Source organism: Baekduia alba (genome assembly GCF_028416635.1).
Lineage (GTDB): Bacteria > Actinomycetota > Thermoleophilia > Solirubrobacterales > Solirubrobacteraceae > Baekduia > Baekduia alba.
The window spans coordinates 1,060,676-1,083,983 of the sequence record NZ_CP114013.1 but is presented as its reverse complement, the minus strand read 5'-3'; the positions used below and the strand labels follow the sequence as shown (position 1 = coordinate 1,083,983).

Genomic DNA, 23,308 nt, shown 5'->3' with positions numbered 1-23,308 from the left:
CGCACGGGGCGGCGGCGTGTCAGTCGAAGCGGAAATGCGAGCCCACCGGCGCCAGGTCGAGCGCGGCGATGCGGGGCAGCGCCGTGCTCAGCGTCGCCGCGAACGCCGCGGGCGACGCCTCGACGAGCCGGACGAGGTTCTCGACCGGCTGCAGCTCCTCCTCGACGCCGTTGGCGTAGTCGGTCGCGTAGCCGATCAGCGCGAACGGGATCGACGCCTCGCCGCACAGCACGGTCTCCGGCCCCGCGGTCTGGCTCACCGCGGTGACGCCGACCGCCGCGAGCGACCGGATCTCCGCCTTGGAGTTGAAGCGCGGGCCATCGACGTGGCCGTAGCAGCCGCCGTCCCGGGCCTCGAGCCCGGCCGAGCGCGCGCCCTCCAGCAGCGCGCCGCGCAGGCCGTCGTGGAACGGCTGCTCGAAGACCCAGTGCCCGCGCCCCGGCCGCCCCGGCTCGGTGTGCAGCGTGCAGATCGCGCCGTCGGCGAGCCGGTTGACGAGGAAGTGCAGGTCGTCGAAGACGATCAGCGAGCCCAGCGGCACGCTGCGGTCCACCGCGCCGCAGACCGTCACCGCCACGATCGCGTCGGCGCCGCGGTCGCGCAGCGCCGCGATGTTCGCCTGATGGGTGACCTGGTGCGACAGCCGCGGATGGCCCGGCAGGTGGCGCGAGACGTGGAGCACGTCGACGCCGGCGAAGCTCCCCTCGGTCACCGTCGCGGGCCCGAACTCGGTCGCGACCTCGGCCGCGACGGCGTCCTCGAACGACGGCAGCGCGTACGTCCCCGAGCCGGTGATGATCCCGATCCGCATAGGACCGGGATCCTACGTTCCCGGCTACTGGACGCTGGCCGGGATCGCCGCGTTGGCGCTCGCGGCGCCACCGGCGGTGCCGTCGGTCGACGCCGCCGGAGCCGGGGCGGCCGTCGGCGTGTCGGCCGGCGGCGACTCGGCGGGCGGCGCCGGATCGGTCTGCGGCGGATCGGCCGGCGGGGCCGGGTCGGCCGGACCGGGGTCGGAGGCCGGAGGATCGGCGGGCGGCGTCGGGTCGGCCGGGGCCGGGTCGGAGGCCGGAGGATCGGGCGTCGGCGCGGGGTCGGCGGGTGCCGGATCGGCGGGCGGCGTCGGGTCCTCGGTCGCCGGCGGCGGGTCCGTGTGGCCGGGGTCGGTCGGCGGCGGGTCGGTCGGGGTCGTCTCGGCGGGCGGCGGGTCGACCGGCGCGGACGTGTCGGGCGCGGGCGCGGGCGCCGCCGGCGGATCGGCCGTGAAGGCGCTGGCTGTCGTCGGGTCGCGACGGTCGCTGCCGCCGGTGCCGCCGCTGGAGGCCGGGGCGTCGGACGCGGCGGGCGTGCCGTGGTCCTTCTCCCACGTGTCCGGAACGCCGTCGCCGTCGGTGTCGGCGCCGTTGGAGGCGACCCGCGTGCTGCCGGTCGGGCCCGTGGAGCTGGCCGGATCGCGCGAGCCGTCGACCGAGGAGCTCGGCGACGGGCCGAGGCCGAAGCCGAAGCCGTCCTGCGCGGCGACGCGCGTGGCGCCGGCCGAGCCCGATCCGCCGGTGCCGGTCGAGCCGGCGCCGCCGGCGGTGCCGGAGCCGTTGCCCGCGCTCGTGGTCGTCTGGGACGCCGGGATGGTGGTTCCGATCGCGACGATCCCCGAGGGGCCGCCCAGGCCGGGCAGGAGGGCCGCGGTGCCGCCGGCGCGCGTCGCGCCCGACAGCAGCGCCTCACGGGCGCTCTGCGGGGTCGAAGGGTCGTTGACCGCGATCGGCGCCGTCGGCAGCTGCATGTCGCGCGCCGAGTCGCCGGCGACCAGCGGCCAGTGATCGAAGTGGAAGACCGACCCCTTGAGCACCGTGGCACCGGTGCCGATGAGCGAGAGCGCCGCGGTGACCCCGGCGGCGGCGAAGAGATGGTCGTGGGTGCGGTGCTTCATCAGGAGGGAGTGAGACGGGAGGGGACAGCTCCCCTCACTCCAAGGTTTCGGCGCCTGGGGCCGACTTCTCAAGTGGGGTCTGCACCCCATGTCCGCTCGGAATTCCGGGGACTTCACCGGTTCTGGCGGGTCTCCGCCATCTGAGCGGCTGTAGTTGGCGCGTTGCCACTCTAGTGTCCGGGCGCAAACCTACGCAACCCTCGTCTGTGTCGGGCCCGAACGAAGTCAGGCAGCGGACGTCTACCCCCGTCGGGGGACCCGTCCGCCGCTCGCGCCCTGCTCCGTGGCGGGGCCGCCGCGGGACGCGATCCCGAGCACGCGCATCGCCTTGAGCCCGAGGCTGAGCTTCTCGCGCCCGTCGGTCGAGCCGACGTCCAGCCCGCTCAGCTCGCGGACGCGCTCGAGCCGGTAGCGGATCGTGTGACGGTGGGTGAAGAGGCGCTGGGCGGTGCCGGCGACGTTGCCGTCGGCGTCCAGGAACGCCTCGACGGTCACGACCAGGTCGGTCTCGTACTGCTCGTCGTAGGCGACGAGCGGCTCGATCGTCTCGGCGTAGAAGCGCTGCAGCTCGGCCGGGTCCTCGCTCATCGCCGACAGCAGGAGCCGGTAGGCGCCGGTGTCGTCGAAGGCCATGGCGCGGTGGCCGTCGTCGGCGGTGACGTCGCCCTCGGCGACGTTGGCGGCCAGCCGGGCCTCGTTGCCCGCGCGCGGGAGGTCGGCGGGGTCGGCGGCCAGGCGGCTGCGGCCCAGCGCGAACGTGTGGCCGGGCAGCGACGCGCCGAGCTCGCGTAGGACGCCCTCGGCGACGCGCTCCGCCGCGTCCGGGTCATCGCCCGGGACGAGGATCGCGACCTCCGAGCCGCGCGGGTCCGGGCGGCCCGACGACGCGACGACGGCGCCGGGCGCCGCCGCCCGCGCGCCGCGCTCGGCGACCGTGACGACGCGCTCGCGCCAGCCCTCCTCGGACGGCACGTGCAGCTGGGCGCGCACGACGACGACCGCGCCGCCGGCCGCGATGTCGGCCCCGATCTCCTCGCCGCGCGCGAGCAGCTCATCGCGGTCGGTGAGCCGGCGGCCGAGCAGGTCGTGCAGGAACTCGGCGACCGCCAGCTCGGAGGCCCGTGCCGGCGCGCGGACGCGCTGCACCTCGGAGGCGATGAACGTGAGGATCAGCCTGAGGACCATCGGCGCGACCTCGGCCTGCGCGCGGGGGCGCAGCCGCAGGTGTCCGACCTGCTCGTCGGCGACGCGCAGGTCGTGGACCTCCACGCCGTCGGCGTCGCCCAGCAGTCCGCGCTCGTCGGCCGGCGAGCGCGCGGCGACGGCCAGCACCGCTCCGGACCGATCGGTCAGCGCGAGGCTCGCGCCGTCGAGCGCGCGCGCGGCAGCACGGATCACCTCAGGCAGACCCGCACCGGACTCGACGGCGTCCGTGACGGCATCCAGGGCCTCGAGGTCGATTCCGGCCGGCGTCCTCGGAGCCGGACTGGACATGTGCATGGAAGTTTAGGGCCCGAACGTCCACTTGAGAGGCGCGACCTGACCCTTCGTCAGTTCTTCAGGTCGCGGCTGGCTCGATTCTCCGGCCCGGATCGTCGTGGCTGAGCCCGCCCGCGGAGCGCCGGTGGGCGCCAGCCCATCAAGCTCCCGCGGGTGGGCTCAGGCGCGGCAAGGCGGTCCGGAGAACCGCCCTAGACGCCGATGCGGTCCCAGAACCACACGATCGCGGCGCCGCCGCCGGCGCCGAGGCCGACGAACGCGGCCAGGACGTAGAGGCTCAGGACCCCGGCGGCCACCCGCTGCCAGACGCGCGAGTACGCCGTCCAGGCCGGGACGAAGATGAACGCGACGTAGGCCGCAAGGCCCAGGACGGCGCAGCAGGCGCCGACGAGATAGGTGACCTCGGTGTTGCTCACGTGCGGGACCCATTGTGCCGCAGGAAGGCGACGACCAGCCCCGCCATGCCGAACAGCCCGAAGATCGTCGCCCCCAACCCCCAGCCGCCGACGACGTCGGAGAGGTAGTGCGCGCGCAGGTAGACGCGCGTCAGCCCGATCACGGCGGCGAGCACGACGGCGGCCACGATCGCCGCCGTCGTCCGGGCCAGGCCGGGCAGCGTCCGGGTGAGGACGAGGGCGATCGCGACCCAGGCGAAGGCGTACGCCGCGTGGCCCGACGGATAGCTCTGGCCCGCGGTGTCGACCAGCGGATCCGCCGGCCGCGGCCGGTCGACCGCCGCCTTGGCGATGTGCACCGCGCCCCACGTCACGGCCAGGCCGCCGACGAGCGTGAACGACTCGATGACTCGCCGGCGCTCGCGCGTGAGCAGGACCACCACGGTGACCGCGACGGCGACGGCCACCACGCTCAGCGACCCGAGATGCGACACGGCCCTCGCGATGTCGTCCAGCGTGTCTGAGCGGATCTCGTCCGCCCACCGGAACGCCGTCGCGTCGCCGGTGACGAGGTCCTTGTCGCGCAGGGTGATCGCGTTGGCCGCGAACGCGAACGACCCGACCGCGACGACCGCCAGCGTCGTCGTCAGCTCGAGCCCGAGCTGGCCCGGCGTGATCCGGTTCCAGAAGAACTTCAGCGGCCCGCGCGCCCAGCGCCCGACCGGCCGCACGACGCGCGCGAGCGGCCGCAGCACCGGCCGGTCGAGCTGGGTGTCGACCCAGCGCATCGCCGCGTCGCGGTTCTCCTCGTCGCGGAAGTGGCGGTAGGCCCAGACCACGATCGCGATGACGACGATCGTCGTGCCCAGCGCCAGCGTCCCCTGCTCGGCGTAGTGCAGGACCTTGTCGAACGACTGCCAGAAGACGTAGCCGAGGACCAGCAGCATCGTCGCCCACGCGCCCGCTCCGACGATGTCGTAGGGCAGGAAGCGCCGGAACGGCATCCCGGACGAGCCGGCCAGGAACGGGTTGACCGCGCGCACGAGCCCGACGAAGCGGCCGAGGAAGATCGCCTTGCCGCCGTGGCGGTCGAAGAAGCCCTCGACCTGGTGGATGCGGTCCTCGGTGATCTGCACCTTCGGCCCGTGCCTGAGCAGGAAGTCGCGGCCGAGCCGGCGGCCCGCGTAGAAGCTCGCGAGGTCGCCGAGGACCGCGCACGTCCAGGTGATCGCGATCAGCGCGACGAGCGAGATCGTGCCCTGGCCGGCGACGACGCCGCCGAAGATCAGGAACGTCTCGCCGGGCGCGATCAGGCCGACGAACGCGCCGGTCTCGAAGAACGCCATCACGCCGACGACGAGGTAGGTCCAATTGCCCAGCGTGTCGCCGGCGTCCTCGACGATCTTCTTGAAGTCGGGCAGCTCTACCACGCCGCTGCCGTAGACGAGCAGCGCGAGGACCGCGAGCCCGCCGCCGATCTTCAGCGTCGGCTCGAGCTTGCGCCGGCGAACGACCAGGAACGCGGCCAGGAGGACCGCGGCGACGAGCGGGCCGGTCTTCACGCGGCCAGGACCTCGCCGCCATGCGGGCCGACCGGCTTGGCGACCTTGCAGCCCGGGAAGTGCCGGTCGCGCGCGGCCTTGGCGGCGTGGCGGTCGTGGAACAGCCCGAGGACGGTGGGCCCGGAGCCGGAGACCAGCGCGACGTCGGCGCCGGCGGCCTTGACGCGCGCCAGCGTGTCCTCCAGCTCCGGGCGCAGCGAGAGCGCGGCGGGCTGGAGCTCGTTGACGCACAGCGCGTCGGGGATGTCGGGCAGCGCGTCGCGGACCTGTGCGAGGGCCTGCTCGAGGTCCGCCGCGCTGCGCGGCAGGCCGAGGCGGTCGGCCTCCCGGTACACGTCGGCGGTCAGCAGCGGCGTGGCCGACGGGACGACCAGGACGCCGTAGCGCGGGACGCCGGGCACGCGCTCGACGACGTCGCCCACGCCGGTGGCCAGGACGCGGCCCGGCGTGACCTGGGCCGGCACGTCGGCGCCGAGGCCGGCGGCGATCTCGTGCAGCACGTCGCGGTCCTCGAGGCCTGACGCGCGCGCGAGGAGGCGCAGCGCGGCGGCGGCGTCGGCCGACCCGCCGGCCATCCCGGCCGCGACCGGCAGGCGCTTGTCGATGCTGATGCGCACGGGCTCGCCGGCCCAGCCGGTGGCGGCGCGGAAGCGCTCGATCGCGGTCGTGACGAGGTTGTCGCCGTCGACGCCGGGGCAGTCGACGCGGTCGCGCGCGCCGGCGCCGCCACCGCCGACCTGGTCCTCCAGGCGGAGCCGGTCGGCGAGCGTCACCGACTGCATGATCGACACGAGCTCATGGCGGCCGTCGGCGCGCGTCGGCCCGAGGAACAGGCAGACGTTGATCTTGCCGGGCGCGCGCGTCTCGAGTCTCACGCCAGCCGCTCCCCCAGCCCGCGGAACTGGTCGGGCGTGAGGCGCTCGGCGCGCGCGTCCTCGGGCAGGCCGAGGTCGGCGAGCGCGGCGCGGGCGCGGTCGCGCAGCGCCTTGTCGCCGGTGTGGAGCTGCAGCGATCGCGGCAGCGCCTTGCGGCGGTGGGCGAACGCGCCCTGGACGATCTTGCGCAGCGCCGGTGACGGCGCCTCACCGGTCCGGGTCAGCACGACGAGGACGGAGTCGACGTTCGGCACCGGATGGAAGACCGTGCGCGCGACGCTGCGGTGCACCTTGACGGCGCACGCGAGCTGCGCGAGCACGGACGGCACGCCGTAGGCCGACGTCCCGGCCTGCGCCGCGAAGCGCTCGCCCACCTCCTTCTGCACCATCGCGACCCAGCGGGTGACCGTCGGCAGCTCGAACACCGTGTTGAGGATCGCGGTCGCCGCGATGCCGTACGGGAGGTTGGCCACCACCTTGGTCGGCGGCGGGTCGAGGCTCGGGAGGTCGAGGTGGAGCGCGTCGCCGAGGTGCAGCGTCGTCTTGTCCGCGTAGGGCGCGAGCGCGTCGCGCAGCGCGGGCTCCAGCGAGCGGTCGAGCTCGACGACATGCGTGTGCGCCGTGCGCGCCGCCAGGTGCTCGGAGAGCACACCCAGGCCGCCGCCGATCTCGAGCGCCACGTCCTGGGGCTCCAGCTCCGCGGCGCGTTCGATCACGCCCAGGATGTTGGAGTCGATCAGGAAGTTCTGGCCGAGGTCGCGCTTCGGGCGCACGGCGAACGCGCGCATCCGGCGCAGGCTGGGCTGGGAGGGAAGGTCGGCGTCGGGACCGGCCGGCGGGGGCTCGGTGGGCACGGCGCGCGTCACCACCCGAACAGCTCGGCCGCGTTGCGCTCGACGATCTGGTTGAACGCCTCGTAGGCCTGACCGCGACGGTCGGCGACGAAACGCGCGGTCTCGGTCACGTACGCCGGCTGGTTGCGCTCCTTGCGCAGCGGCTGCGGCGTCAGGTAGGGCGCGTCGGTCTCGACGAGGACGCGATCGTCGGGCACGCGCTCGGCAGCGGCGGCCAGGTCCTCGTTCTTGGGGTAGGTGACGTTCCCGGCGAACGAGATCCACCAGCCCTCGGCCAGGCACTCGTCCAGGCGGTCGGGCATCGAGAAGCAGTGGAGGATGACGCGGACGCCGGCGGCCCGCCGGCGCAGCGTGGCGATCGTGTCGTCCTCGGCCGCGCGCGTGTGGATGACCAACGGCTTGTTGGTGTCCTTGGCGAGCTCGATCTGGGCGTGGAACGCGCGCTCCTGGTCGGCGCGCGGCGCGTAGTCGCGGAAGTAGTCCAGACCGGTCTCGCCGATCGCGCGGCAGCGGTCATGCGCGGCGAGGGCCTGGATCTCGGCCAGGTGCGCGTCGCCGAAGCCGGTCGCCTGGTTGGGGTGGTGGCCGATCGCGGCGTAGACCTGCGGGAACGCCTCGGCGGCGGCGAGCGCCGCGCGGCCGGTCGCACCGTCCTGGCCGACGGTGAGGATACGCGTCACGCCAACGCGCGTCGCCGCCGCTACCAGCTCCGCGGGACTCGGTCCCCCGCCCGCCCCGCAGGAGTCGAGATGGGTGTGGGAGTCGATCACGCGGCCTTCGGGGGCTGCTGCTTGGGGAACAGCGGGTCGAGGTCGGTGACGTGCGTCGGGACGCGGGCGCCGAGCTTCGCGGTCGCGAGGGAGAGCGCGGGGTTGGTGTCGGTGAGCTCGACGTCGGCGGGCGCCCCGAGCGCGTGCATCAGGGTCGCGGCACGCTCCGGGATCCAGGGGTACAGGAGGACGGTGACGACGCGCAGGCCCTCGACGAGCGTCGCGAGCGTCCGGTCGAGGTCGGCCGCGCGGCCCTCCTCCTTGGCCAGCTTCCACGGCGCCTGCTCGTCGACGTAGCGGTTGAGGCGGCGCACGCGCTGCCAGATCTCCTCGAGGGCGGGCGTCAGCTCGGCGCGACCGACGAGCGCGGACACGCGGTCCTGCAGGCCTTCGAAGTCGGGTTGGAGGGTCGGGTCCGGCTCGACCTGCGGGACCGCGCCGTCCCGGTAGCGCAGGACCATCTTGATCGTGCGGCTCGCGAGGTTGCCGAAGTCGTTGGCCAGCTCGGACTCGTAGCGCTTCTCGAAGTCGGCCGTGGAGACCGAGCCGTCCTGGCCGAAGCTGACGTCGCGCAGCAGGTAGAAGCGCAGCGCGTCGGCGCCGTACTTGTCGATGACCTCGAACGGGTCGAGGACGTTGCCGAGCGACTTGGACATCTTGTGGCCTTCGAGCAGCAGGTACCCGTGCACGAAGACGTGCTTGGGCAGCGGCAGGTCGGCGGCCATCAGCAGCGCCGGCCAGAAGACGCAGTGGAACTTCAGGATGTCCTTGGCGATGAGGTGGTAGGAGGCCGGCCAGAACTCCTCTCGTAGGTCTTGGCCGGGCTTGGCGTACGTGAGCGCCGTGTAGTAGTTGAGCAGCGCGTCGAACCACACGTAGAACACGTGCTTCTCGTCCCACGGCACCGGGACGCCCCACGTGAGCTTCCCGCGCGTGAGGGAGACGTCCTGGAGGCCACCCTTGATGAAGGACAACGCCTCGTTGCGGCGCGTCGACGGGGTGACGAAGTCCGGGTGCTTGGCGTAGAGCTCTTCGAGGCGGTCCTGGAGCTTGGAGAGCTTGAAGAAGTAATTCTCCTCCTGCTCCCAGTCGAGCTCGATGAGGTGGATCGGGCAGCGGTCGCCGTCCACGATCTCCTGCTCGGACTTGAAGTCGGCGCAGCGCGGGCAGTACCACCCCTCGTAGGTGCCGAGCTCGACGTAGCCGTTGTCCTTCACCTTGGTCAGGACCTCCTGCACGGCCTTCACGTGCTCGGGGTCCGACGTCCGGATGAAGAAGTCGTTGGTGACGTTGAGCACCGGCGCCAGCGCCTTGAACCGCTCCGCGTTCTTGTCGGCCAGCTCCCTCGGCGTCACCCCGGCCGCCTCCGCCGCGAGCGCCACCGGCTCCCCATGCTCATCCGTGCCGGTGAGGAAGAACACGTCATCGCCCCTCTGCCGGTGATGCCGAGCCATCACATCCGCAGCGATCGTCGTGTAGGCATGCCCAAGGTGCGGGGCAGCGTTGACGTAGTAGATCGGGGTCGTGACGTAGAAGGAGGCCATGCGTGGGTCTGAGGCTATCGGGGTGGCCGGGGCGAGATCGCTTGGCGGCTAACGCGTGGCCGGTGCGGTCTGTCGCTGCGTGCGACGCCGGTGGTGGGCGCGCATGGCGCCACCTCCCGCGGCCGCGGTGGTCACGAGCGCGAGGCCGGCGAAGGCGGGCCACGGGAAGGTGCCGGGAGCCGGGCGGGACGCGGGCGCGGCGTAGGGCGACCGGGCCGCGGGTCTCGTTCGCCGGTTGTGGCTGCGCGGGACGACGGGCGGCGCGATGCTCGGCGGAGCGTCGTCGATGAGCGGCAGTGGGTCGAGGTAGCCCTGGCGATCGGTGGCGACGCGGGCGCCGAGGCGGAGGGTTCCGCTGGCTGCGAGCACCCCGACCGGCGCGCCGGACGTCACATGCGCGCCGCGCCTGACGAACGCGACCGACAACCCCAACTCGGTCGCGACGAGGCGGTCGCACCGGATGGTCACGCCGCGTCCGAAGCGCGGCTCGGGCACCCGACCGGCGTATGTGACCGTGCCGTCGCACGCCGCGAGCACCGGCGTGCCGGGAGTCCCCGCGAAGTCGACACCTCGGCGCCGGCCGCGCACATACGGCGCCGAGCGCTCGAACGAGAACGCACCGACGACCGCACCTCCCGGCAACGGCCGGCGCCAGCGCTCCCCCGCGATCGCCGACTGAGCTCCGACCCCCTCGAGCACCACCAAGAGGGCCGTGACGGCGAGCGACAGGCAGAGCACCTTCCGAGGCATCGGACCGAAGCTATGGCCGCCGGCGCGGCGTCACCGGCGATCTGCGCAGAGTTGGAACGAAGTCGTAGGTGTTGCTCGACGATGTGAGGGTGGATCGCCGAAGACGATCCCGCTGCCGGGTCGGCCGACCGCGGCCGGCCACGCCCGGGCTGCCGAGGCGACGGAGGCGCGTCGACCGAGGCGGCGGTGGCGATGGGGGCCGGCGCGGAGACCGCAGAGCGGTCGCGACGACGCGGCGGGCCCGCCGCCGCCCCCGCGATCAGCGGTCCGTCAGCGCCTTGTACAGCGTGTTGGCCGGTACGCCCGTCAGCTCGGACACGACGGCCGCCGCCGGGCGTGTCTTCGCTCCCGCCTCGACCAGCTTCGTCAGCGCCGACAGCGCGGGGCCGAGCTCGAGGTCTTCGGCCGGCGCGGCGCCGATGACGACGACGATCTCGCCGCGGGGCTCGGTCGAGGAGAAGTGCGAGGACAACTCGGAGGCGGTGCCGCGCAGGATCTCCTCGTGGAGCTTGGTCAGCTCGCGGCAGACCGCGACCGGGCGACCGGGATCGAGCGCGGTGAGGATCTCCAACGACGCGGACAGGCGACGCGGGGATTCGAAGGCGACCAGGGTCTCCGCCGCCGAGCCGAGCAAGGACGACAACTCGCCCTGCTTGCGCGGCAGGAACCCGACGAACCGCCACGTCGTCGCCGGCAGCCCCGACGCGACCAGGGCCGTCAGCGCCGCCGACGGCCCTGGCAGCACCTCGACGCCGATCCCGGCGGCCACGCAGGCCTGCACCAGCACGAAGCCGGGGTCGTTGACCAACGGCATGCCGGCGTCGCTCACCAGCGCCACGGTCTCGCCGTCCCGGATCCGCGCCACCAGCTCCGACGCCCGCGAGGCCTCGTTGTGCTCGTGGTAGCTCACGGTCCGCGCGCTCACGCCGTACTTGTCCAACAAGATCCGCGTGTGGCGCGTGTCCTCGCAGGCGATCACGTCGGCCTCGCGCAGCGCGCTGAGCACCCGCAGCGTGATGTCCTCCAGGTTGCCGATCGGCGTCGGGCACACCACCAAACGCCCCGTCACGACGCGACCTCGGCGCCGACGCCCAGCGTCGGGCACACCACCAGACGCCCCGTCACGACGCGACCTCGGCGCCGACGCCCAGTGTCGGGCACACCACCAAACGCCCCGTCACGACGCGACCTCGGCGCCGACGCCGACGCCCAGTGTCGGGCACACCACCAGACGACCGACGCCGTCCGCGCTCACCTCACGCCACCAGGTCCATGGCCAGGACCGCCGCGCCGATCATGCCGCTGGCGTCGCCGAACCGCGTCGGCACGATCCGGACCTGGTCGCGCGACGGCGCCAGCGCGCGCTCGGCCACGACCTTGCGCGCCGGCGCCAGCAGCAGCTCGCCCGCCGCGATGACACCCCCGCCGACCACCACGACCTCCGGGTTGAGGATGTTGACCACGTTCCCGATCCCGACGCCGAGGTAGTGGCCGATCGACGCGACCACGTCACGCGCCACCGGGTCGCCGTCATGGGCCAGCTCGGTCGCCAGCATCCCGGTGATCGACCGCCCCGCGGCCAGCGCGCGCCCGAACCCGGAGTCCGGCAGCGCCACCGCCGCCTCGGCGGCCGCCCGGCCCAACGCGGTGCCGCTCACCAGCATCTCCAGGCACCCGCGGTTGCCGCACGTGCACAGCGGTCCGTCGGCCGCGATCACCATGTGCCCCCACTCCCCCGCCCCGCCGTGCGCGCCGCGGACGACGCGACCGTCGGCGACGATCCCGCCGCCGATCCCGGTCCCCAGCGTCAGCAAAGCGGCGCACGACGCCCCAACCGCCGCACCGTGGCGGTGCTCGGCGACCATCGCGGCGTTGGCGTCGTTGTCGACCGCCACCGGGACGCCCAGGCGCTCGGCCATGACGTCCTTCAGCGGGACATCCCGCAACGGCAGGTGAACTGTCGTGTTGGCAACTCCAGTTGCAGGATCCACCAACGACGGGACACCGAAGCCGACTGCCCTAACCTCTCCATCCGCCGCTTCACGCGCCTCCTCGACCGCCGCGACGAGGACGTCGAGCAGCTGATCGGGCCCCTTGCCCTCGCGGGCATGGCGGAACACCCGATGGTGGACGTTCAGGTCGGCGTCGACGACCCCTGCGAGCAGCTTGGTGCCGCCGAGATCGACGCCGATCACGCACCCGGCGGACATGCCAACCACCCTATCCGCTGGATGCCCCACCCTTCCGATCCCCCACCCGAGTACACGAAGTACCGCTCGGGACCGAGCTTCCTGCGCCGCGGCCCCAGGCCGGGCGAGCCGCTGCTCGACGACTTCCGGGGCGCCCCGGGAACCCCGCCGCCGCCCGACGGTCCGGACGAGGACGGGCGCCGGGACGACGGCCAGCCGCGCCGCCCCCGCCTTCCCGGCCTCCCGCGCCGCCGACGCACGGGCGCGCCCCGCGGCCCGATCTCCTTCGGCCGCATCGTCAAGTGGGTCGTCCTGGGCGCGATCGCGTGGGTCGGGCTCAGCCTCGTCCTGTTCCTGATCAGCGCCCAGATCCAGCAGGGCGACCTCAGCGGCAAGGTCGCCCTCGGCGGCGCCGGCTTCCCGCTCACCAGCCCCAACACCGTCCTCGTCCTCGGCTCCGACCAGCGCCCCAAGGGCTCCAAGGAGGCGGGCGCCGACCCGTCAGGCCCCTCCCGCAGCGACTCCATCATGTTGATGCGCGTCGGCGGCGGCAAGAACTCGCGCCTCTCGATCCCGCGCGACACGATCGTCGACATCCCCGGCCACGGTCGCAACAAGATCAACGCGGCGTACGCGTTCGGCGGCCCCGCCCTGGCCGTCGAGACCATCGAGAACTACCTCGGGATCAAGGTCAACCACCTGATCGAGGTCAACTTCCAGAACTTCCCCGACCTCATCGACGCCATGGGCGGCATCACCTACGAGGGCGGCTGCGTGGTCTCGAAGATCAACGGCGGCTTCAAGAACGGCGGCTACACGCTGCGCCTGAAGAAGGGCAAGACGCACATCGACGGCAAGCAGGCGCTCGCGCTCGCGCGCACCCGGCACAACGACTGCAACAAGGCCGAGTCCGACCTCACCCGCGCGCGCCGCCAGCAGAAGATCCTCAGCGCGATGAAGTCGCGGCTGATCTCGCCGTGGGCCTTCCCGCGCCTGCCGCTGATCGCCTGGAACACGCCCAAGGCGCTCAAGAGCGACATGTCCGGCCCGACGCTCCTGGGCCTGTTCGGCGCGCTCGCCACCTCCGGCTCGCCGCCGACCCGCATCCTCAAGCCCGACGGCGCCGAGACCGCGCCGGACGGCGGCGCCGGCCTCCACGTCTCCGACGCCGAGAAGGCGCGGGACGTCGAACGGTTCCTGAAGGGCTAGGCGGACTTCTTCGCGGGCTTCTTGTCGCCCGAGGACGACTTCTTCTCGGCCTTGGGCTTGGACGACGACGTCGAGGACGAGTCCGAAGACGAGGAGGAGGAGGAGGACTTGTCCTTCTCCTTCTTCTTCTCCGCCTGCCCGGCCTCGTACTTGTCGGCCCCCGACTCGGCGGACTCGCGCAGCTCGCGGTTGCGGCGCTTGGTCCCGTAGTCGGTGTTGTAGAAGCCCTTGCCCTTGAAGTGCACGGCCACCGGGTGGAACACGCGCTCGACCGGCTGGCCCGACTCGGGGTCGTGCGTGAGCGGGTCGTCGGTCATCTTCTGCATGACCTCGAACGTGGTTCCGTTTGGACGTCGGTACTCGTAGATGGGCATTGGCACTCCGAGTATACGAGTGCCATCGAACCTCTTGCCGCCACGGCACGGGCTCAGACACAGGCCGTGGGTAAAGTGGCGCGCGTGCCCACCCAGGACGTCGTGACGATGGACAAGATCGTGGCGCTGTGCAAGCGCCGCGGCCTGATCTTCCCTGCCAGCGAGATCTACGGCGGGATCGCCAACACCTACGACTACGGTCACTACGGCGTCCTGCTCAAGCGCAACGTGATCGACGCCTGGTGGGACGCGATGCTGCAGGAGCGCGACGACGTCGTGGCCCTGGACTCCGCGATCATCCAGCACCCCAAGACCTGGGAGTCGTCGGGCCACCTCGCGGGCTTCACCGATCCGCTCGTCGACTGCAAGACCTGCAAGCGACGCTTCCGCGCCGACCATCTCGCCGAGGCGCGCGAGAACCCGGACTCCCAGCCCGAGATCCGCTGCGGGCGCAAGCCGTCCAAGCTCCCGGGCGGGACCGAGGAGTGCGAGCTCACCGAGCCGCGCGAGTTCAACCTGATGTTCGAGACCGCGATCGGCCCCGTCCAGGGCGGCGGCCAGCGCGTCTTCCTGCGCCCCGAGACCGCGCAGGGCATCTTCCTGGACTTCAAGACGGTCCTGACCTTCGCCCGCCGCCGCCCGCCGTTCGGGATCGCGCAGGTCGGCAAGTCGTTCCGCAACGAGATCACGCCCGGCAACTTCATCTTCCGCACGCTCGAGTTCGAGCAGATGGAGATGGAGTTCTTCGTCCCGCCGGAGCAGGCGCCCGACTGGTACGAGCACTGGAAGCAGGCGCGGTTCGACTGGTACGTGAACCTGGGCCTGCGTCCGGACCACCTGCGCCTGCGCGCCCACGACGCCGACGAGCTCAGCCACTACTCGTCGGGCACCGCCGACGTCGAGTACCTCTTCCCGATCGGCTGGTCGGAGCTGGAGGGCATCGCCAACCGCGGCGACTTCGACCTGACCGCCCACGCCAAGGGCTCGGGCAAGGACATCGAGGTCGTCGAGCCCGACGGCCGCCGCTACGTCCCGCACGTCATCGAGCCGGCCGCCGGCGTCGGCCGCTCGGTCCTCGCGTTCCTGGCCGACGCCTACGACGAGGAGGAGCTGAGCGACGACCCGGCCAAGTCCGACGTCCGGACCGTCCTGCGCCTGCACCCGCGCCTCGCGCCCGTGAAGGTCGCGATCCTGCCGCTCGTCCGCAAGGACGGCCAGCCGGAGCTCGCCGCTGAGGTCCAGAAGCTGCTCAAGGCGCGCATGCAGACCGAGTACGACGAAGGCGGCTCGATCGGCAAGCGCTACCGCCGCCAGGACGAGATCGGGACGCCGTGGTGCGTGACGATCGACCACCAGTCGCTCGAGGACCGGACGGTCACCGTGCGCGACCGCGACTCGCTCGGCCAGGAGCGCATCGCGATCGACGAGCTGGCCGACAACCTGTCGCTGCGCCTGGCCCAACCGTGGACGTCACCCAAGCTGGACTAGTACAACAGGGTCATGCCCAGCTTCGAGGTTGGAATGCTTGAGATCCACGGCGGCACGCCGCGCGACGAAGAGGCGCGCGAGCAGTTGGCGTCCGCGCTGCCCGACGACGTGGAAGTGGGCGAGCCCGACGAGGTCGGCGTGTTCACCGTCACGGTCGAGGCCGACGACGTCGACGACGCGCTGACGATCGTCTGGGACGGCGTCGCCGCGTCGGGCGCTGACGACCACCTGCTGTTCCTCGAGCACCCGGAGCTGCCGGAGCACTGGCGCTCGCGCAGCGGGACGCCGGGCTCGCTGCCCGGCAGCCTCGGCTAGGCCACGTGACGTGAGCGGCGCGCGGCGGCGCGCGCGGCCGTGACCGCGGGGCGCTCGGGCGCCCACGGGACGTCGTCGGCGTCGCGCAGCTGGCGCGCCAAGGCGCCCGCGCGCGAGGTCTGGCGGGCGATCATCCAGCCGAGCGTCGTCGGCTGGTAGCGCGGCTCGCGCGGCGGCTCGGTCGGCGCGACCATGCCCGGCACCGCCCTGACGAACCCCGCGACGCGCGCGACCGACAGCTGGAACGCCGCGTCGTCGCCGACGAGCCGGCCCGGCTCCTCGAGCTCGCGCAGGCTCATCGGCCGGCCTTCGTCGGCCAGGACGCAGAGCAGCTCACGCGCGACGCTGCGGTAAGGATCGGGGCGATCGGTCATCGGGGAGCGCAACACTCCTCTTCCTGGGTGTGGTTGTCCACACCCTGCGCGGTTCTGCACAGATTCACGCACGTTGCGCGCAACTTCCGGGCTGCGATGGGGAGGTTTCGCCCATCCGCGCCCAGCTCGAAGGGCCTCCTCGCGTAGGCAACGGTCCGTTGCTCAAGCCCTCCGGATCCAGGACCGATGACCCGTGAAGATGGATCCCTCCTCCTTCGCGGAGCTGCCTCGACCCACACGGCTCGCGCTCCACGCGGCCGCGGCATGCCTCGGCGTGCTCGTCGCCGTCCTCGCGCTGGACGTCGCCGCCGGCGACCGGCTCGACCTCCCCACGCTGCATCGCTGGGCGGCGGTGCTCGCCGGCGCGCTGGCGACCGGGACGACGATCGCCCGCACGCTCGTGATCGAGCGCGACCGCCGCGCCTGGATCCCGCTGGCGATCGGCCTCGGCCTCTACACCGCCGGCTCGCTGCTCTGGGCCGTGTTCTGGAGCGGCGACCCCGACCCGCCGATCCCATCGGCCGCCGACGTCCTCTGGCTCGCCTTCTACCCCGCGGCCTACGCGACGATCGCGATGGTCCTGCGCCGCTCCTTCGTGCGGGCGCCCGCGAGCATGTGGCTCGACGGCCTCGTCGCGGTCCTCACCTTCGCGGCCGCCGGCATCGCGCTCATCTACGGCCCGGTCTTCCACGAGGCGACGCGCTCGGACATCGGCGTCCAGGCCGCATACCCGATCGGCGACCTCGCGTTCGTCGTCCTCGTCATCGCGATCGTCGCGATGTCGGGCTGGCGGCCGGGCGCGCGCTGGGTCCTCATCGGGACGGCGATGCTGTGCTGGTTCATCGGCGACGCGATCAACCTGGACTCGGTCGCCGGCGGCGGGGCGATCGCGCACGGCGCGGCCGACGTCCTGTGGTGCGCGGGCTTCGGGCTGCTGGCGCTCGCGCCGTGGGCGGCGCCGAGCGCGCCGGAGGGCCTGCGCGTCGAGGGCGCGCGCGTCCTGCTGGTCCCGGCTGGCTTCAGCGCGGTAGCGCTCGGCCTGCTGGCCGCCGACAGGATCACGACGCTCAACGGGATCACCGCCGGCCTGGCGCTGTGCGCCGTCGCGGTCGCGCTGGCCCGGACCGGGCTGACGCTGCGGGAGGTCCAGCTGCTGGCCGACGCGCGCCACGAGTCGCTCGTCGACGAGCTCACGGGCCTGCCGTCACGCCGCCAGTTCCACCGCCGGATGGACACCGTGCTGCGCGAGGCCGAGGTCGAGGACCTGCCGTTCGCGCTGCTGATCTTCGACCTCGACCGCTTCAAGGAGCTCAACGACACGCTCGGCCACGGCGCCGGCGACACGCTGCTGCAGCTCATCGGCCGGCGGCTGCGCGCCGCGCTAGGGCGCGACACGCTGCTCGCCCGCCTCGGCGGCGACGAGTTCGCGGTCCTGCTGCCACCCGGCAGCGGCCGCGCCGACGCGCTGCGCGCCGGGAACAAGGTGGTGGACGCGATCGCCCAGCCGTTCGCGATCGAGGGGCTGACGCTCGACGTCGGCGTCAGCGTCGGCATCGCGCTCTACCCCGACCACGCCCAGCAGGACGGCGAGCTGCTGCGGCGTGCCGACGTCGCGATGTACCTCGCCAAGGGCGCCGGCGGCGGCGTCGCGCTGTACGACCCGACGCGGGACCTGCACACGCGCGACCGGCTGGTGCTCGGCCAGCAGCTGCGCGCCGGGCTGGACCGCGGCGACGAGATCGTCGTGCACTACCAGCCCAAGGTCGACCCGCAGCTCGGGCGCGTGCTCGGCGTCGAGGCGCTGGTGCGCTGGCAGCATCCGACCCACGGGCTGATGATGCCGCCGGACTTCCTGCCGCTGGCCGAGAAGTCGGGGCTGATGAACCGGCTGACGAGCACGGTGCTCGACCAGGCGCTTGAGCAGCTCGCGCGCTGGCGGGCCGACGGCCTGGACCTGACCGTCGCGGTCAACCTCGCGGTCGGCGACCTGGCCGACGCGACGCTCGGCGACGCGGTGGCCCGCGCGCTCGCCCTCCACGACGTCCCGCCGACGTGCCTGACACTCGAGGTCACCGAGGACGGCGTCATCGCCGACCCGGACGCGGCCGCCGCGGCGCTGGCCGCGATCGCCCGGCTCGGGATCCGGGTGGCGCTCGACGACTTCGGCACGGGCTGGTCCTCGCTCGCGCACCTGCGCCGCCTGCCGGTCACCGAGCTGAAGATCGACCGCTCGTTCGTGGCCGACATGGTCCGCGACGAGGACGACGCCTCGATCGTCCGCACCACGCTCGACCTCGCCCGCTCGCTGCGCCTGCGCGTCGTCGCCGAGGGCGTCGAGGACGAGGACACGTGGACGTCGCTGGCCGAGCTCGGCGCCGACGCGATCCAGGGCTTCGTCCTCAGCCACCCGCTGCCGGCAGCGCAGATGGACGCCTGGCTGGCCGCCCGCCGCGACGGCCCGATCGCCCGCTGCGCCGTTCCGACGACGCCCACCTCGACGCACGACGACGAGCACGCGACCCCGCTGCGGTTCCGGCTCTAAGCGCGGCGACGCGCCAACCTCTGGACGGAGGGCCTGGACCCACCCATCTGCCCGTTGACCGCGTCCACACCGGCTGGAAGATTGGCCGCCGTGCCCTTCGCTACGGTCCGTCGCGCTTCATCCCTGCTCATCTTGATGGCCCTGCTGTGCGGAGGCCTCGCCCTCGCGACCGGCGCCCACGCCGCGACGGTGATCGCCAACGGCAACGACCCGGACTCGATCGTCGACCGCGACGGCATCACGCACGTCGTCTGGAACGAGTCGCGGCCCGGCAACGACGACGTCCTCCACTACTGCCAGATCCCGCGCGGCGCGACGGCATGCAGCAACGCGATCACCCGCACGCCCGCCGGCGGCGGCTCCGACGTCGAGGGCCCGCACGTGATGGTCACGCCCTTCGGCGAGGTCCTCCTGATGACCAACCGCAACTTCGAGAACCTCGTCTACGTCTCCGATGACGGCGGCGCGACGTTCCCGGCCACGCCGGTGTCGATCGGGACGGTCGGCGCGGCCTACACCGGCTCGGGCTCACGGGCGATCTTCGACGGCGCCGATCGGCGCGTCCTGACCATCGAAGGCCCGACGCAGGGCATCCGCCTGCAGGCCGCGCCGCTGGCGGCCGAGGGCAACCCGCAGACCCGCACCACCGCCTACGCGTCGCTGACGAGCTACAGCGCCTACGACCCGTCGGTCGTCCAGCGCGAGCGCAACTCGTTCGTCGCCGCGTGGGCCGACCTCGGCGACACCACCTTCGTCCGGACCTACACCTGCACGCTGAACCCCTGCCCGCTGTCCGACGTCAACAACGCCGCGAAGTGGACGCCGCAGGTGGCGATCCCCGACGCCGAGCTGCCCGAGCTGACCACCGGGCCCAGCGGCACGTTCGTGATGTACCGCAGCACGGCGGGCGCGACCGACAACCAGTACTTCATCCGCAAGATCGACGGCACGACGGTTGGCCCGGCGCTGGCGGTCAGCGACGGCAACGGCGGCAACTTCCGCGACATCGTGCAGGACGCCGGCGGCATCCTGCACGCGCTGTTCATCGACAAGGACACCGGCCTCGGCTACCGGGCCTCCGGCGACGGCGGCGTCACCTGGGGCGATCAGCAGACGCTCGTCCCGGGGCCCGACTTCACGCTCGGCCACATCCGCGTCACAGCGCGCACCGTCGACGAGGGCTTCACCGGCTCGGCCATGTGGGAGTCCCAGAACGGCGGCGAGCAGAACCCGCGGATCTTCCTCGAAGGGCTGCCCGACCCGAGCGTCTCGCTGCACGTGACGCTGCCGTCCATCCCGGGCCTGCCGGCGCCGCCCGCGACGCCCGGGCAGGCCGCCCCGCCGCCGCCCGCGACCTGCCGCCTGCTCACCTTCGCCGCCGTCGACGTCATCGCCGACGCGTGCCTGAAGAAGGAGGGCAACGCCTACGTCGCCACGGGCGGCGTGAAGATCAACGGCCTGCGGATCGAGCTGGGCGGCGGCAAGCTCAAGCTCGACCCGAAGGCGCGGACGATCACGTCGTCGGGCGCGACGGTCACGGTCAAGGTCGGCGACACCGTCCTGTACAAGGACGACATCAACTGGACGCTGCCGAAGGCGTCGATCGCCTCGCTGGGCTCGATCGACGTGTCCGGCGGCGGCGACCTGATCGGCTTCCCGCTGAAGGGCAAGGCGGAGCTGAAGTTCCGCGGCGGCGGTGCGGAGATCCCGGTGCACCTCGGGCTGCCGGCGCTGTTCGGCGGCGTCACGGGGGACGTGACGATCCGAGCCGACAACGTCGCCGGCGTCCACCTGCGCGAGCTGCACGTCAAGGTCGGCGACGCGCTGATCGGGCCGCTGGAGATCAAGGACCTGTTCTTCGACTACGACGCGGACGCGGTGTCGTGGGCCGGCGGCGCGAAGGTGATCCTGCCGCCGCAGCCGCCGGGTCCGTCGATCGAGTCGAAGATCGGGTTCACGCACGGCGACCTCGACTACCTGAGCGCCGAGCTGACGCTGCCGCCCGGCGTCTTCCTCGACCCGTTCGCGGTCACGCAGCTCAAGAAGATCCGCTTCTCGCTGAAGACCCAGCCGTCGCTCCAGCTCAAGGGCGGCATCACGGTCGACGCGGGGCCGGAGATCGCGGGCGTGTCGGCGATCCGGGTCGACGGCGACCTGACGTTCACGCTCAGCGACCCGATCATCCTGCGTGCCGACGGCACGATCAGCCTGGTCAGCATCCCGCTGGCCACCGCGTTCTTCGAGCTGCGCACCAACGGCTACGTCGGCTTCGGCGGCCACCTCGGCTACGCGTTCTCCGGGTTCTCGGCGACCGCCGACGTCTCGGGCTTCCTGTTCAAGTCCGCGTTCAACGTGGAGGCGGGCGCCGACATCTGCCTCGGCGACTTCGGATGCGTCGGCGGCCAGGTCGTGTTCAGCAGCACCGGCTTCGCCGGCTGCGCCCAGACGCCGATCGCGGACTTCGGCGCGGGCTACAAGTGGGGCGAGGGCCTCGACATCATGTGGTCGGGCTGCGACATCGCGCCGTTCCGCGCGACGGCCGCCGCCGCGCAGGCCGGCGGCGCCCGCAGCGTCACGTTCGGCCAGGGCCTGCCGTCCGGGGTCGTCGCGGTCGAAGGCCAGGGCGCGCCGCCGCACGTCAGCCTCGTCGGCCCCGGCGGCGCGCGGATCGACGCGCCGGCGACCGGCAAGCTCCAAACCGCCGACGCCATCGCCTTCCACGTGCCGGAGACCAACACCACGTACTTCGTGGTCAAGGCGCCGGCCGCCGGCGCCTGGACGATCGAGCCCGCCGCCGACAGCGTCCCGGTCACCGGCGTCAAGGCCGCCGACGGCCTGGACGACCCGAAGGTCACGACGCACCTGACGCGCGCGGCGGACGGCAGGCGCGAGCTCAAGTACACCATCAACAGCGTCCCGGGCCAGAAGGTCACGTTCGCCGAGCAGGGCAAGGGCGCGGCGCAGGCGATCGGCACCGCGAAGGGCCTCCAGGGCACCCTGCGCTTCACACCCGCCGACGGCCCCGGCGGCACGCGCAAGATCATCGCCATGGTCAGCTCCAACGGCCGGCCGCGCACGACGCTGACCGTCGGGTCCTACGTCGCGCCGCCGCCGGCCAAGCCCGCGACGCCCAAGCGCCTGAAGGCCACCCGCACGAGCAAGGCCCTCAAGATCTCCTGGGCCACCGCCAAGAACGCCAAGCGCTACGAGATCCGGGCGACGCTCTCCGACGGCCGCCGCCTCCTCTCCCGCCAGAAGCCGACCCGCCTCACGATCGGCTCCGTGACCAGCACGACCCGCGCGACCATCACGGTCACCGGCCTCAAGGCCGACGGCACCCGCGGCAAGAAGGCCACCATCAAGGTCGCGGCCAAGAAGGCCACCAAGAAGCCGAAGACCAAGAAGAAGTAGCGCCCGGCCCGGGGCGGCCGGGCGTGCGGCGGCTAGCCGATCAGCGCCGCCACCGCGCGCGTGCCGGCCTCGACGGTCGCGCGGTGGTCGCGGTCGGGCTCGCTCAGCAGCCGTAGGGCGAGGCCGTCGCCGAGCCCGAAGATGATCTCGGCGATCGCCTCGGGCTCGCCGTGCAGGGTCAGGACGCCTTCGTCCTGCTTGGCGGCCAGGACGGCGGCGACGTGCTCGCGCGTGCGGCGGACCAGCTCGGTGTACTCGACCGCGATGTCCGGGTTGCGGCGCGACAGCGTGAAGACCTCGAACGACAGCGTCAGGAACTCGGTGTCCTCGCGCAGCATCGCCTCGAGCGTCGAGCGCAGCATCGCGATGAAGTCCGCAGCGCTCGAGGCCTTCGCCAGCTGCTCGTCGAGCATCCCGAGCCGCAGCTCGGTGTCGCGCTTGACGACCTCGGCGAGCAGCCGCTCCTTGGAGCCGAAGTAGTAGTGCAACAACCCGCGGCTGACCCCGGCGTCGCGCGCGACGTGGTCGAACGTTGAGCCCGCGACGCCGCGCAGCGCGACCGACGAGCGCATCGCGTCCACGATCCGCTGCGCCTTCTCCCCGCTGAGCTGCGATCGCGCGGTCGCGCCGGCCTCCATCCGCCGATCCTAGCTGGCCGGCCAACCGACATAACGCCAACAAGAAGGGCGTCCCTCGCGGGACGCCCTCCGGCACAGCTCGCTGGTGGTGGCGCGACTACGCCGCGCTGCCCGCGGTCGGCGCCGCCGACGGGGCGGTCGTCGAGGTGTAGTCGAACTCCTCCTCGGCGCCGAACAGGGCGTCGAGGACCTTGGAGCGCAGGTCCGCGCTGAGCGCGATGGCCAGACCGCCGGCGAGGGCCAGCAGCAGCAGCTTGCGGGCGAACCCGCCCCTGCGCTTCTTCTTGGGGCCCTCGCGCAGCGACGAGCCGGCATCCTTCAACGCCTCGGCCGCCGTGTGGAGGTCCTTGTGGAACTTCTTGTCGTCCGTGAGCGTCTTGCCGGTCGACTTCCCGGACGAGAGGCGGTCGTAGGCGTCGCGCGCGGCCTCGAAGGCGACACGGACGTTGTCGCGGATCTCGTCGTCCTCGATGACGCGCTGGACGTAGGGATTGGACTTGGCCGCGGTGACGGCGCCGGCGGCCGCGGCCGCCTTCTTCTTCTTGGCCATGCAGGTCCCTCTTCGGGTCGGGGTCGGGGCTCTTTCAG

Annotated in this window: 21 protein-coding genes; 5 read left to right on the top strand and 16 right to left on the bottom strand. The window is 72.8% G+C overall.

The annotated features are described in order from the left end of the window. Nucleotides 1–19: 19 nt before the first annotated feature. The 12 genes from DSM104299_RS05380 to DSM104299_RS05325 form a co-directional block, all read right to left on the bottom strand. Nucleotides 20–811, bottom strand: coding sequence for an MTAP family purine nucleoside phosphorylase (locus DSM104299_RS05380; RefSeq protein WP_272476262.1), 792 nt, complete (start codon nt 809–811; stop codon nt 20–22). Nucleotides 812–835: 24 nt separating this feature from the next. Continuing rightward, entirely contained in the window at nt 836–1,930 is a 1,095-nt protein-coding gene (locus DSM104299_RS05375) for a hypothetical protein (protein ID WP_272476261.1), read from the bottom strand. A gap of 240 nt (nt 1,931–2,170) precedes the next feature. Continuing rightward, the gene (locus tag DSM104299_RS05370) at nt 2,171–3,424 is read right to left on the bottom strand and encodes a PucR family transcriptional regulator (protein ID WP_272476260.1); all 1,254 of its coding nucleotides are present in this window, start codon (nt 3,422–3,424) and stop codon (nt 2,171–2,173) included. A gap of 197 nt (nt 3,425–3,621) precedes the next feature. Further along, nucleotides 3,622–3,846: a hypothetical protein gene (locus tag DSM104299_RS05365; RefSeq protein ID WP_272476259.1), complete on the bottom strand. Its 225-nt coding sequence runs from the start codon at nt 3,844–3,846 to the stop codon at nt 3,622–3,624. Continuing rightward, nucleotides 3,843–5,387 (bottom strand): VTT domain-containing protein, encoded by a 1,545-nt coding sequence (locus DSM104299_RS05360; RefSeq protein ID WP_272476258.1) that lies wholly within the window; start codon nt 5,385–5,387, stop codon nt 3,843–3,845. Before DSM104299_RS05360 ends, DSM104299_RS05365 begins: the two co-directional genes overlap by 4 nt. Continuing rightward, entirely contained in the window at nt 5,384–6,262 is an 879-nt protein-coding gene (locus DSM104299_RS05355) for a 4-(cytidine 5'-diphospho)-2-C-methyl-D-erythritol kinase (RefSeq protein ID WP_272476257.1), read from the bottom strand. Before DSM104299_RS05355 ends, DSM104299_RS05360 begins: the two co-directional genes overlap by 4 nt. Beyond that, on the bottom strand, nt 6,259–7,116 hold the full coding sequence (gene rsmA / locus DSM104299_RS05350; RefSeq protein WP_272476256.1) for a 16S rRNA (adenine(1518)-N(6)/adenine(1519)-N(6))-dimethyltransferase RsmA: 858 nt from the start codon (nt 7,114–7,116) through the stop codon (nt 6,259–6,261). Before rsmA ends, DSM104299_RS05355 begins: the two co-directional genes overlap by 4 nt. An 8-nt stretch (nt 7,117–7,124) precedes the next feature. Continuing rightward, a complete protein-coding gene (locus DSM104299_RS05345; protein WP_272476255.1) occupies nt 7,125–7,886 on the bottom strand; it encodes a TatD family hydrolase in 762 nt (253 codons plus the stop codon). Continuing rightward, entirely contained in the window at nt 7,883–9,430 is a 1,548-nt protein-coding gene (gene metG / locus DSM104299_RS05340) for a methionine--tRNA ligase (RefSeq protein ID WP_272476254.1), read from the bottom strand. Before metG ends, DSM104299_RS05345 begins: the two co-directional genes overlap by 4 nt. 48 nt (nt 9,431–9,478) lie before the next feature. Next, nucleotides 9,479–10,180: a peptidoglycan DD-metalloendopeptidase family protein gene (locus DSM104299_RS05335; protein ID WP_272476253.1), complete on the bottom strand. Its 702-nt coding sequence runs from the start codon at nt 10,178–10,180 to the stop codon at nt 9,479–9,481. A 259-nt stretch (nt 10,181–10,439) separates the two neighbouring features. Further along, nucleotides 10,440–11,249, bottom strand: coding sequence for a 16S rRNA (cytidine(1402)-2'-O)-methyltransferase (rsmI, locus tag DSM104299_RS05330; protein WP_272476252.1), 810 nt, complete (start codon nt 11,247–11,249; stop codon nt 10,440–10,442). Between the two features lie 187 nt (nt 11,250–11,436). Continuing rightward, a complete protein-coding gene (locus tag DSM104299_RS05325; RefSeq protein WP_272476251.1) occupies nt 11,437–12,390 on the bottom strand; it encodes an ROK family protein in 954 nt (317 codons plus the stop codon). 21 nt (nt 12,391–12,411) lie between these two features. Between DSM104299_RS05325 and DSM104299_RS05320 the strand changes: the two genes are divergently transcribed. Then, entirely contained in the window at nt 12,412–13,578 is a 1,167-nt protein-coding gene (locus tag DSM104299_RS05320) for an LCP family protein (RefSeq protein WP_272476250.1), read from the top strand. Here the strand turns inward: DSM104299_RS05320 and DSM104299_RS05315 are convergent. After that, the gene (locus tag DSM104299_RS05315) at nt 13,575–13,952 is read right to left on the bottom strand and encodes an FmdB family zinc ribbon protein (RefSeq protein ID WP_272476249.1); all 378 of its coding nucleotides are present in this window, start codon (nt 13,950–13,952) and stop codon (nt 13,575–13,577) included. The two genes, DSM104299_RS05320 and DSM104299_RS05315, sit on opposite strands and share 4 nt — an antisense overlap. A 108-nt stretch (nt 13,953–14,060) precedes the next feature. On the opposite strand from DSM104299_RS05315, the gene DSM104299_RS05310 reads away from it, so the two are divergent. Both DSM104299_RS05310 and DSM104299_RS05305 read left to right on the top strand, forming a co-directional pair. Beyond that, on the top strand, nt 14,061–15,440 hold the full coding sequence (locus tag DSM104299_RS05310) for a glycine--tRNA ligase (RefSeq protein WP_349294527.1): 1,380 nt from the start codon (nt 14,061–14,063) through the stop codon (nt 15,438–15,440). Between the two features lie 33 nt (nt 15,441–15,473). Next, entirely contained in the window at nt 15,474–15,755 is a 282-nt protein-coding gene (locus tag DSM104299_RS05305) for a hypothetical protein (protein WP_272476247.1), read from the top strand. On the opposite strand, the gene DSM104299_RS05300 is transcribed toward DSM104299_RS05305, so the two are convergent. Continuing rightward, nucleotides 15,752–16,129 carry a hypothetical protein gene (locus tag DSM104299_RS05300; RefSeq protein WP_272476246.1) on the bottom strand — a complete coding sequence of 126 codons (378 nt, stop codon included), beginning with the start codon at nt 16,127–16,129 and terminating at the stop codon, nt 15,752–15,754. The genes DSM104299_RS05305 and DSM104299_RS05300 overlap by 4 nt on opposite strands. Before the next feature lie 199 nt (nt 16,130–16,328). On the opposite strand from DSM104299_RS05300, the gene DSM104299_RS05295 reads away from it, so the two are divergent. Both DSM104299_RS05295 and DSM104299_RS05290 read left to right on the top strand, forming a co-directional pair. Further along, nucleotides 16,329–18,671, top strand: coding sequence for a putative bifunctional diguanylate cyclase/phosphodiesterase (locus DSM104299_RS05295; protein ID WP_272476245.1), 2,343 nt, complete (start codon nt 16,329–16,331; stop codon nt 18,669–18,671). Nucleotides 18,672–18,761: 90 nt separating this feature from the next. Beyond that, the gene (locus tag DSM104299_RS05290; protein WP_272476244.1) at nt 18,762–22,082 is read left to right on the top strand and encodes a hypothetical protein; all 3,321 of its coding nucleotides are present in this window, start codon (nt 18,762–18,764) and stop codon (nt 22,080–22,082) included. A 32-nt stretch (nt 22,083–22,114) separates the two neighbouring features. On the opposite strand, the gene DSM104299_RS05285 is transcribed toward DSM104299_RS05290, so the two are convergent. Further along, entirely contained in the window at nt 22,115–22,720 is a 606-nt protein-coding gene (locus tag DSM104299_RS05285) for a TetR/AcrR family transcriptional regulator (protein WP_272476243.1), read from the bottom strand. A gap of 97 nt (nt 22,721–22,817) precedes the next feature. After that, on the bottom strand, nt 22,818–23,270 hold the full coding sequence (locus DSM104299_RS05280; RefSeq protein ID WP_272476242.1) for a hypothetical protein: 453 nt from the start codon (nt 23,268–23,270) through the stop codon (nt 22,818–22,820). Nucleotides 23,271–23,308: the final 38 nt, after the last annotated feature.

Bases quoted from the DNA above. Each gene is read 5' to 3' on its own strand.
- DSM104299_RS05335 (WP_272476253.1), bottom strand. From the start codon at position 10,180: ATGCCTCGGAAGGTGCTCTGCCTGTCGCTCGCCGTCACGGCCCTCTTG.
- DSM104299_RS05310 (WP_349294527.1), top strand. From the start codon at position 14,061: ATGGACAAGATCGTGGCGCTGTGCAAGCGCCGCGGCCTGATCTTCCCT.
- DSM104299_RS05325 (WP_272476251.1), bottom strand. From the start codon at position 12,390: ATGTCCGCCGGGTGCGTGATCGGCGTCGATCTCGGCGGCACCAAGCTG.
- DSM104299_RS05295 (WP_272476245.1), top strand. From the start codon at position 16,329: ATGGATCCCTCCTCCTTCGCGGAGCTGCCTCGACCCACACGGCTCGCG.
- DSM104299_RS05320 (WP_272476250.1), top strand. From the start codon at position 12,412: ATGCCCCACCCTTCCGATCCCCCACCCGAGTACACGAAGTACCGCTCG.
- metG (WP_272476254.1), bottom strand. From the start codon at position 9,430: ATGGCCTCCTTCTACGTCACGACCCCGATCTACTACGTCAACGCTGCC.
- DSM104299_RS05285 (WP_272476243.1), bottom strand. From the start codon at position 22,720: ATGGAGGCCGGCGCGACCGCGCGATCGCAGCTCAGCGGGGAGAAGGCG.
- DSM104299_RS05315 (WP_272476249.1), bottom strand. From the start codon at position 13,952: ATGCCCATCTACGAGTACCGACGTCCAAACGGAACCACGTTCGAGGTC.
- DSM104299_RS05380 (WP_272476262.1), bottom strand. From the start codon at position 811: ATGCGGATCGGGATCATCACCGGCTCGGGGACGTACGCGCTGCCGTCG.
- DSM104299_RS05300 (WP_272476246.1), bottom strand. From the start codon at position 16,129: ATGACCGATCGCCCCGATCCTTACCGCAGCGTCGCGCGTGAGCTGCTC.
- DSM104299_RS05375 (WP_272476261.1), bottom strand. From the start codon at position 1,930: ATGAAGCACCGCACCCACGACCATCTCTTCGCCGCCGCCGGGGTCACC.
- DSM104299_RS05305 (WP_272476247.1), top strand. From the start codon at position 15,474: ATGCTTGAGATCCACGGCGGCACGCCGCGCGACGAAGAGGCGCGCGAG.
- DSM104299_RS05370 (WP_272476260.1), bottom strand. From the start codon at position 3,424: ATGTCCAGTCCGGCTCCGAGGACGCCGGCCGGAATCGACCTCGAGGCC.
- DSM104299_RS05280 (WP_272476242.1), bottom strand. From the start codon at position 23,270: ATGGCCAAGAAGAAGAAGGCGGCCGCGGCCGCCGGCGCCGTCACCGCG.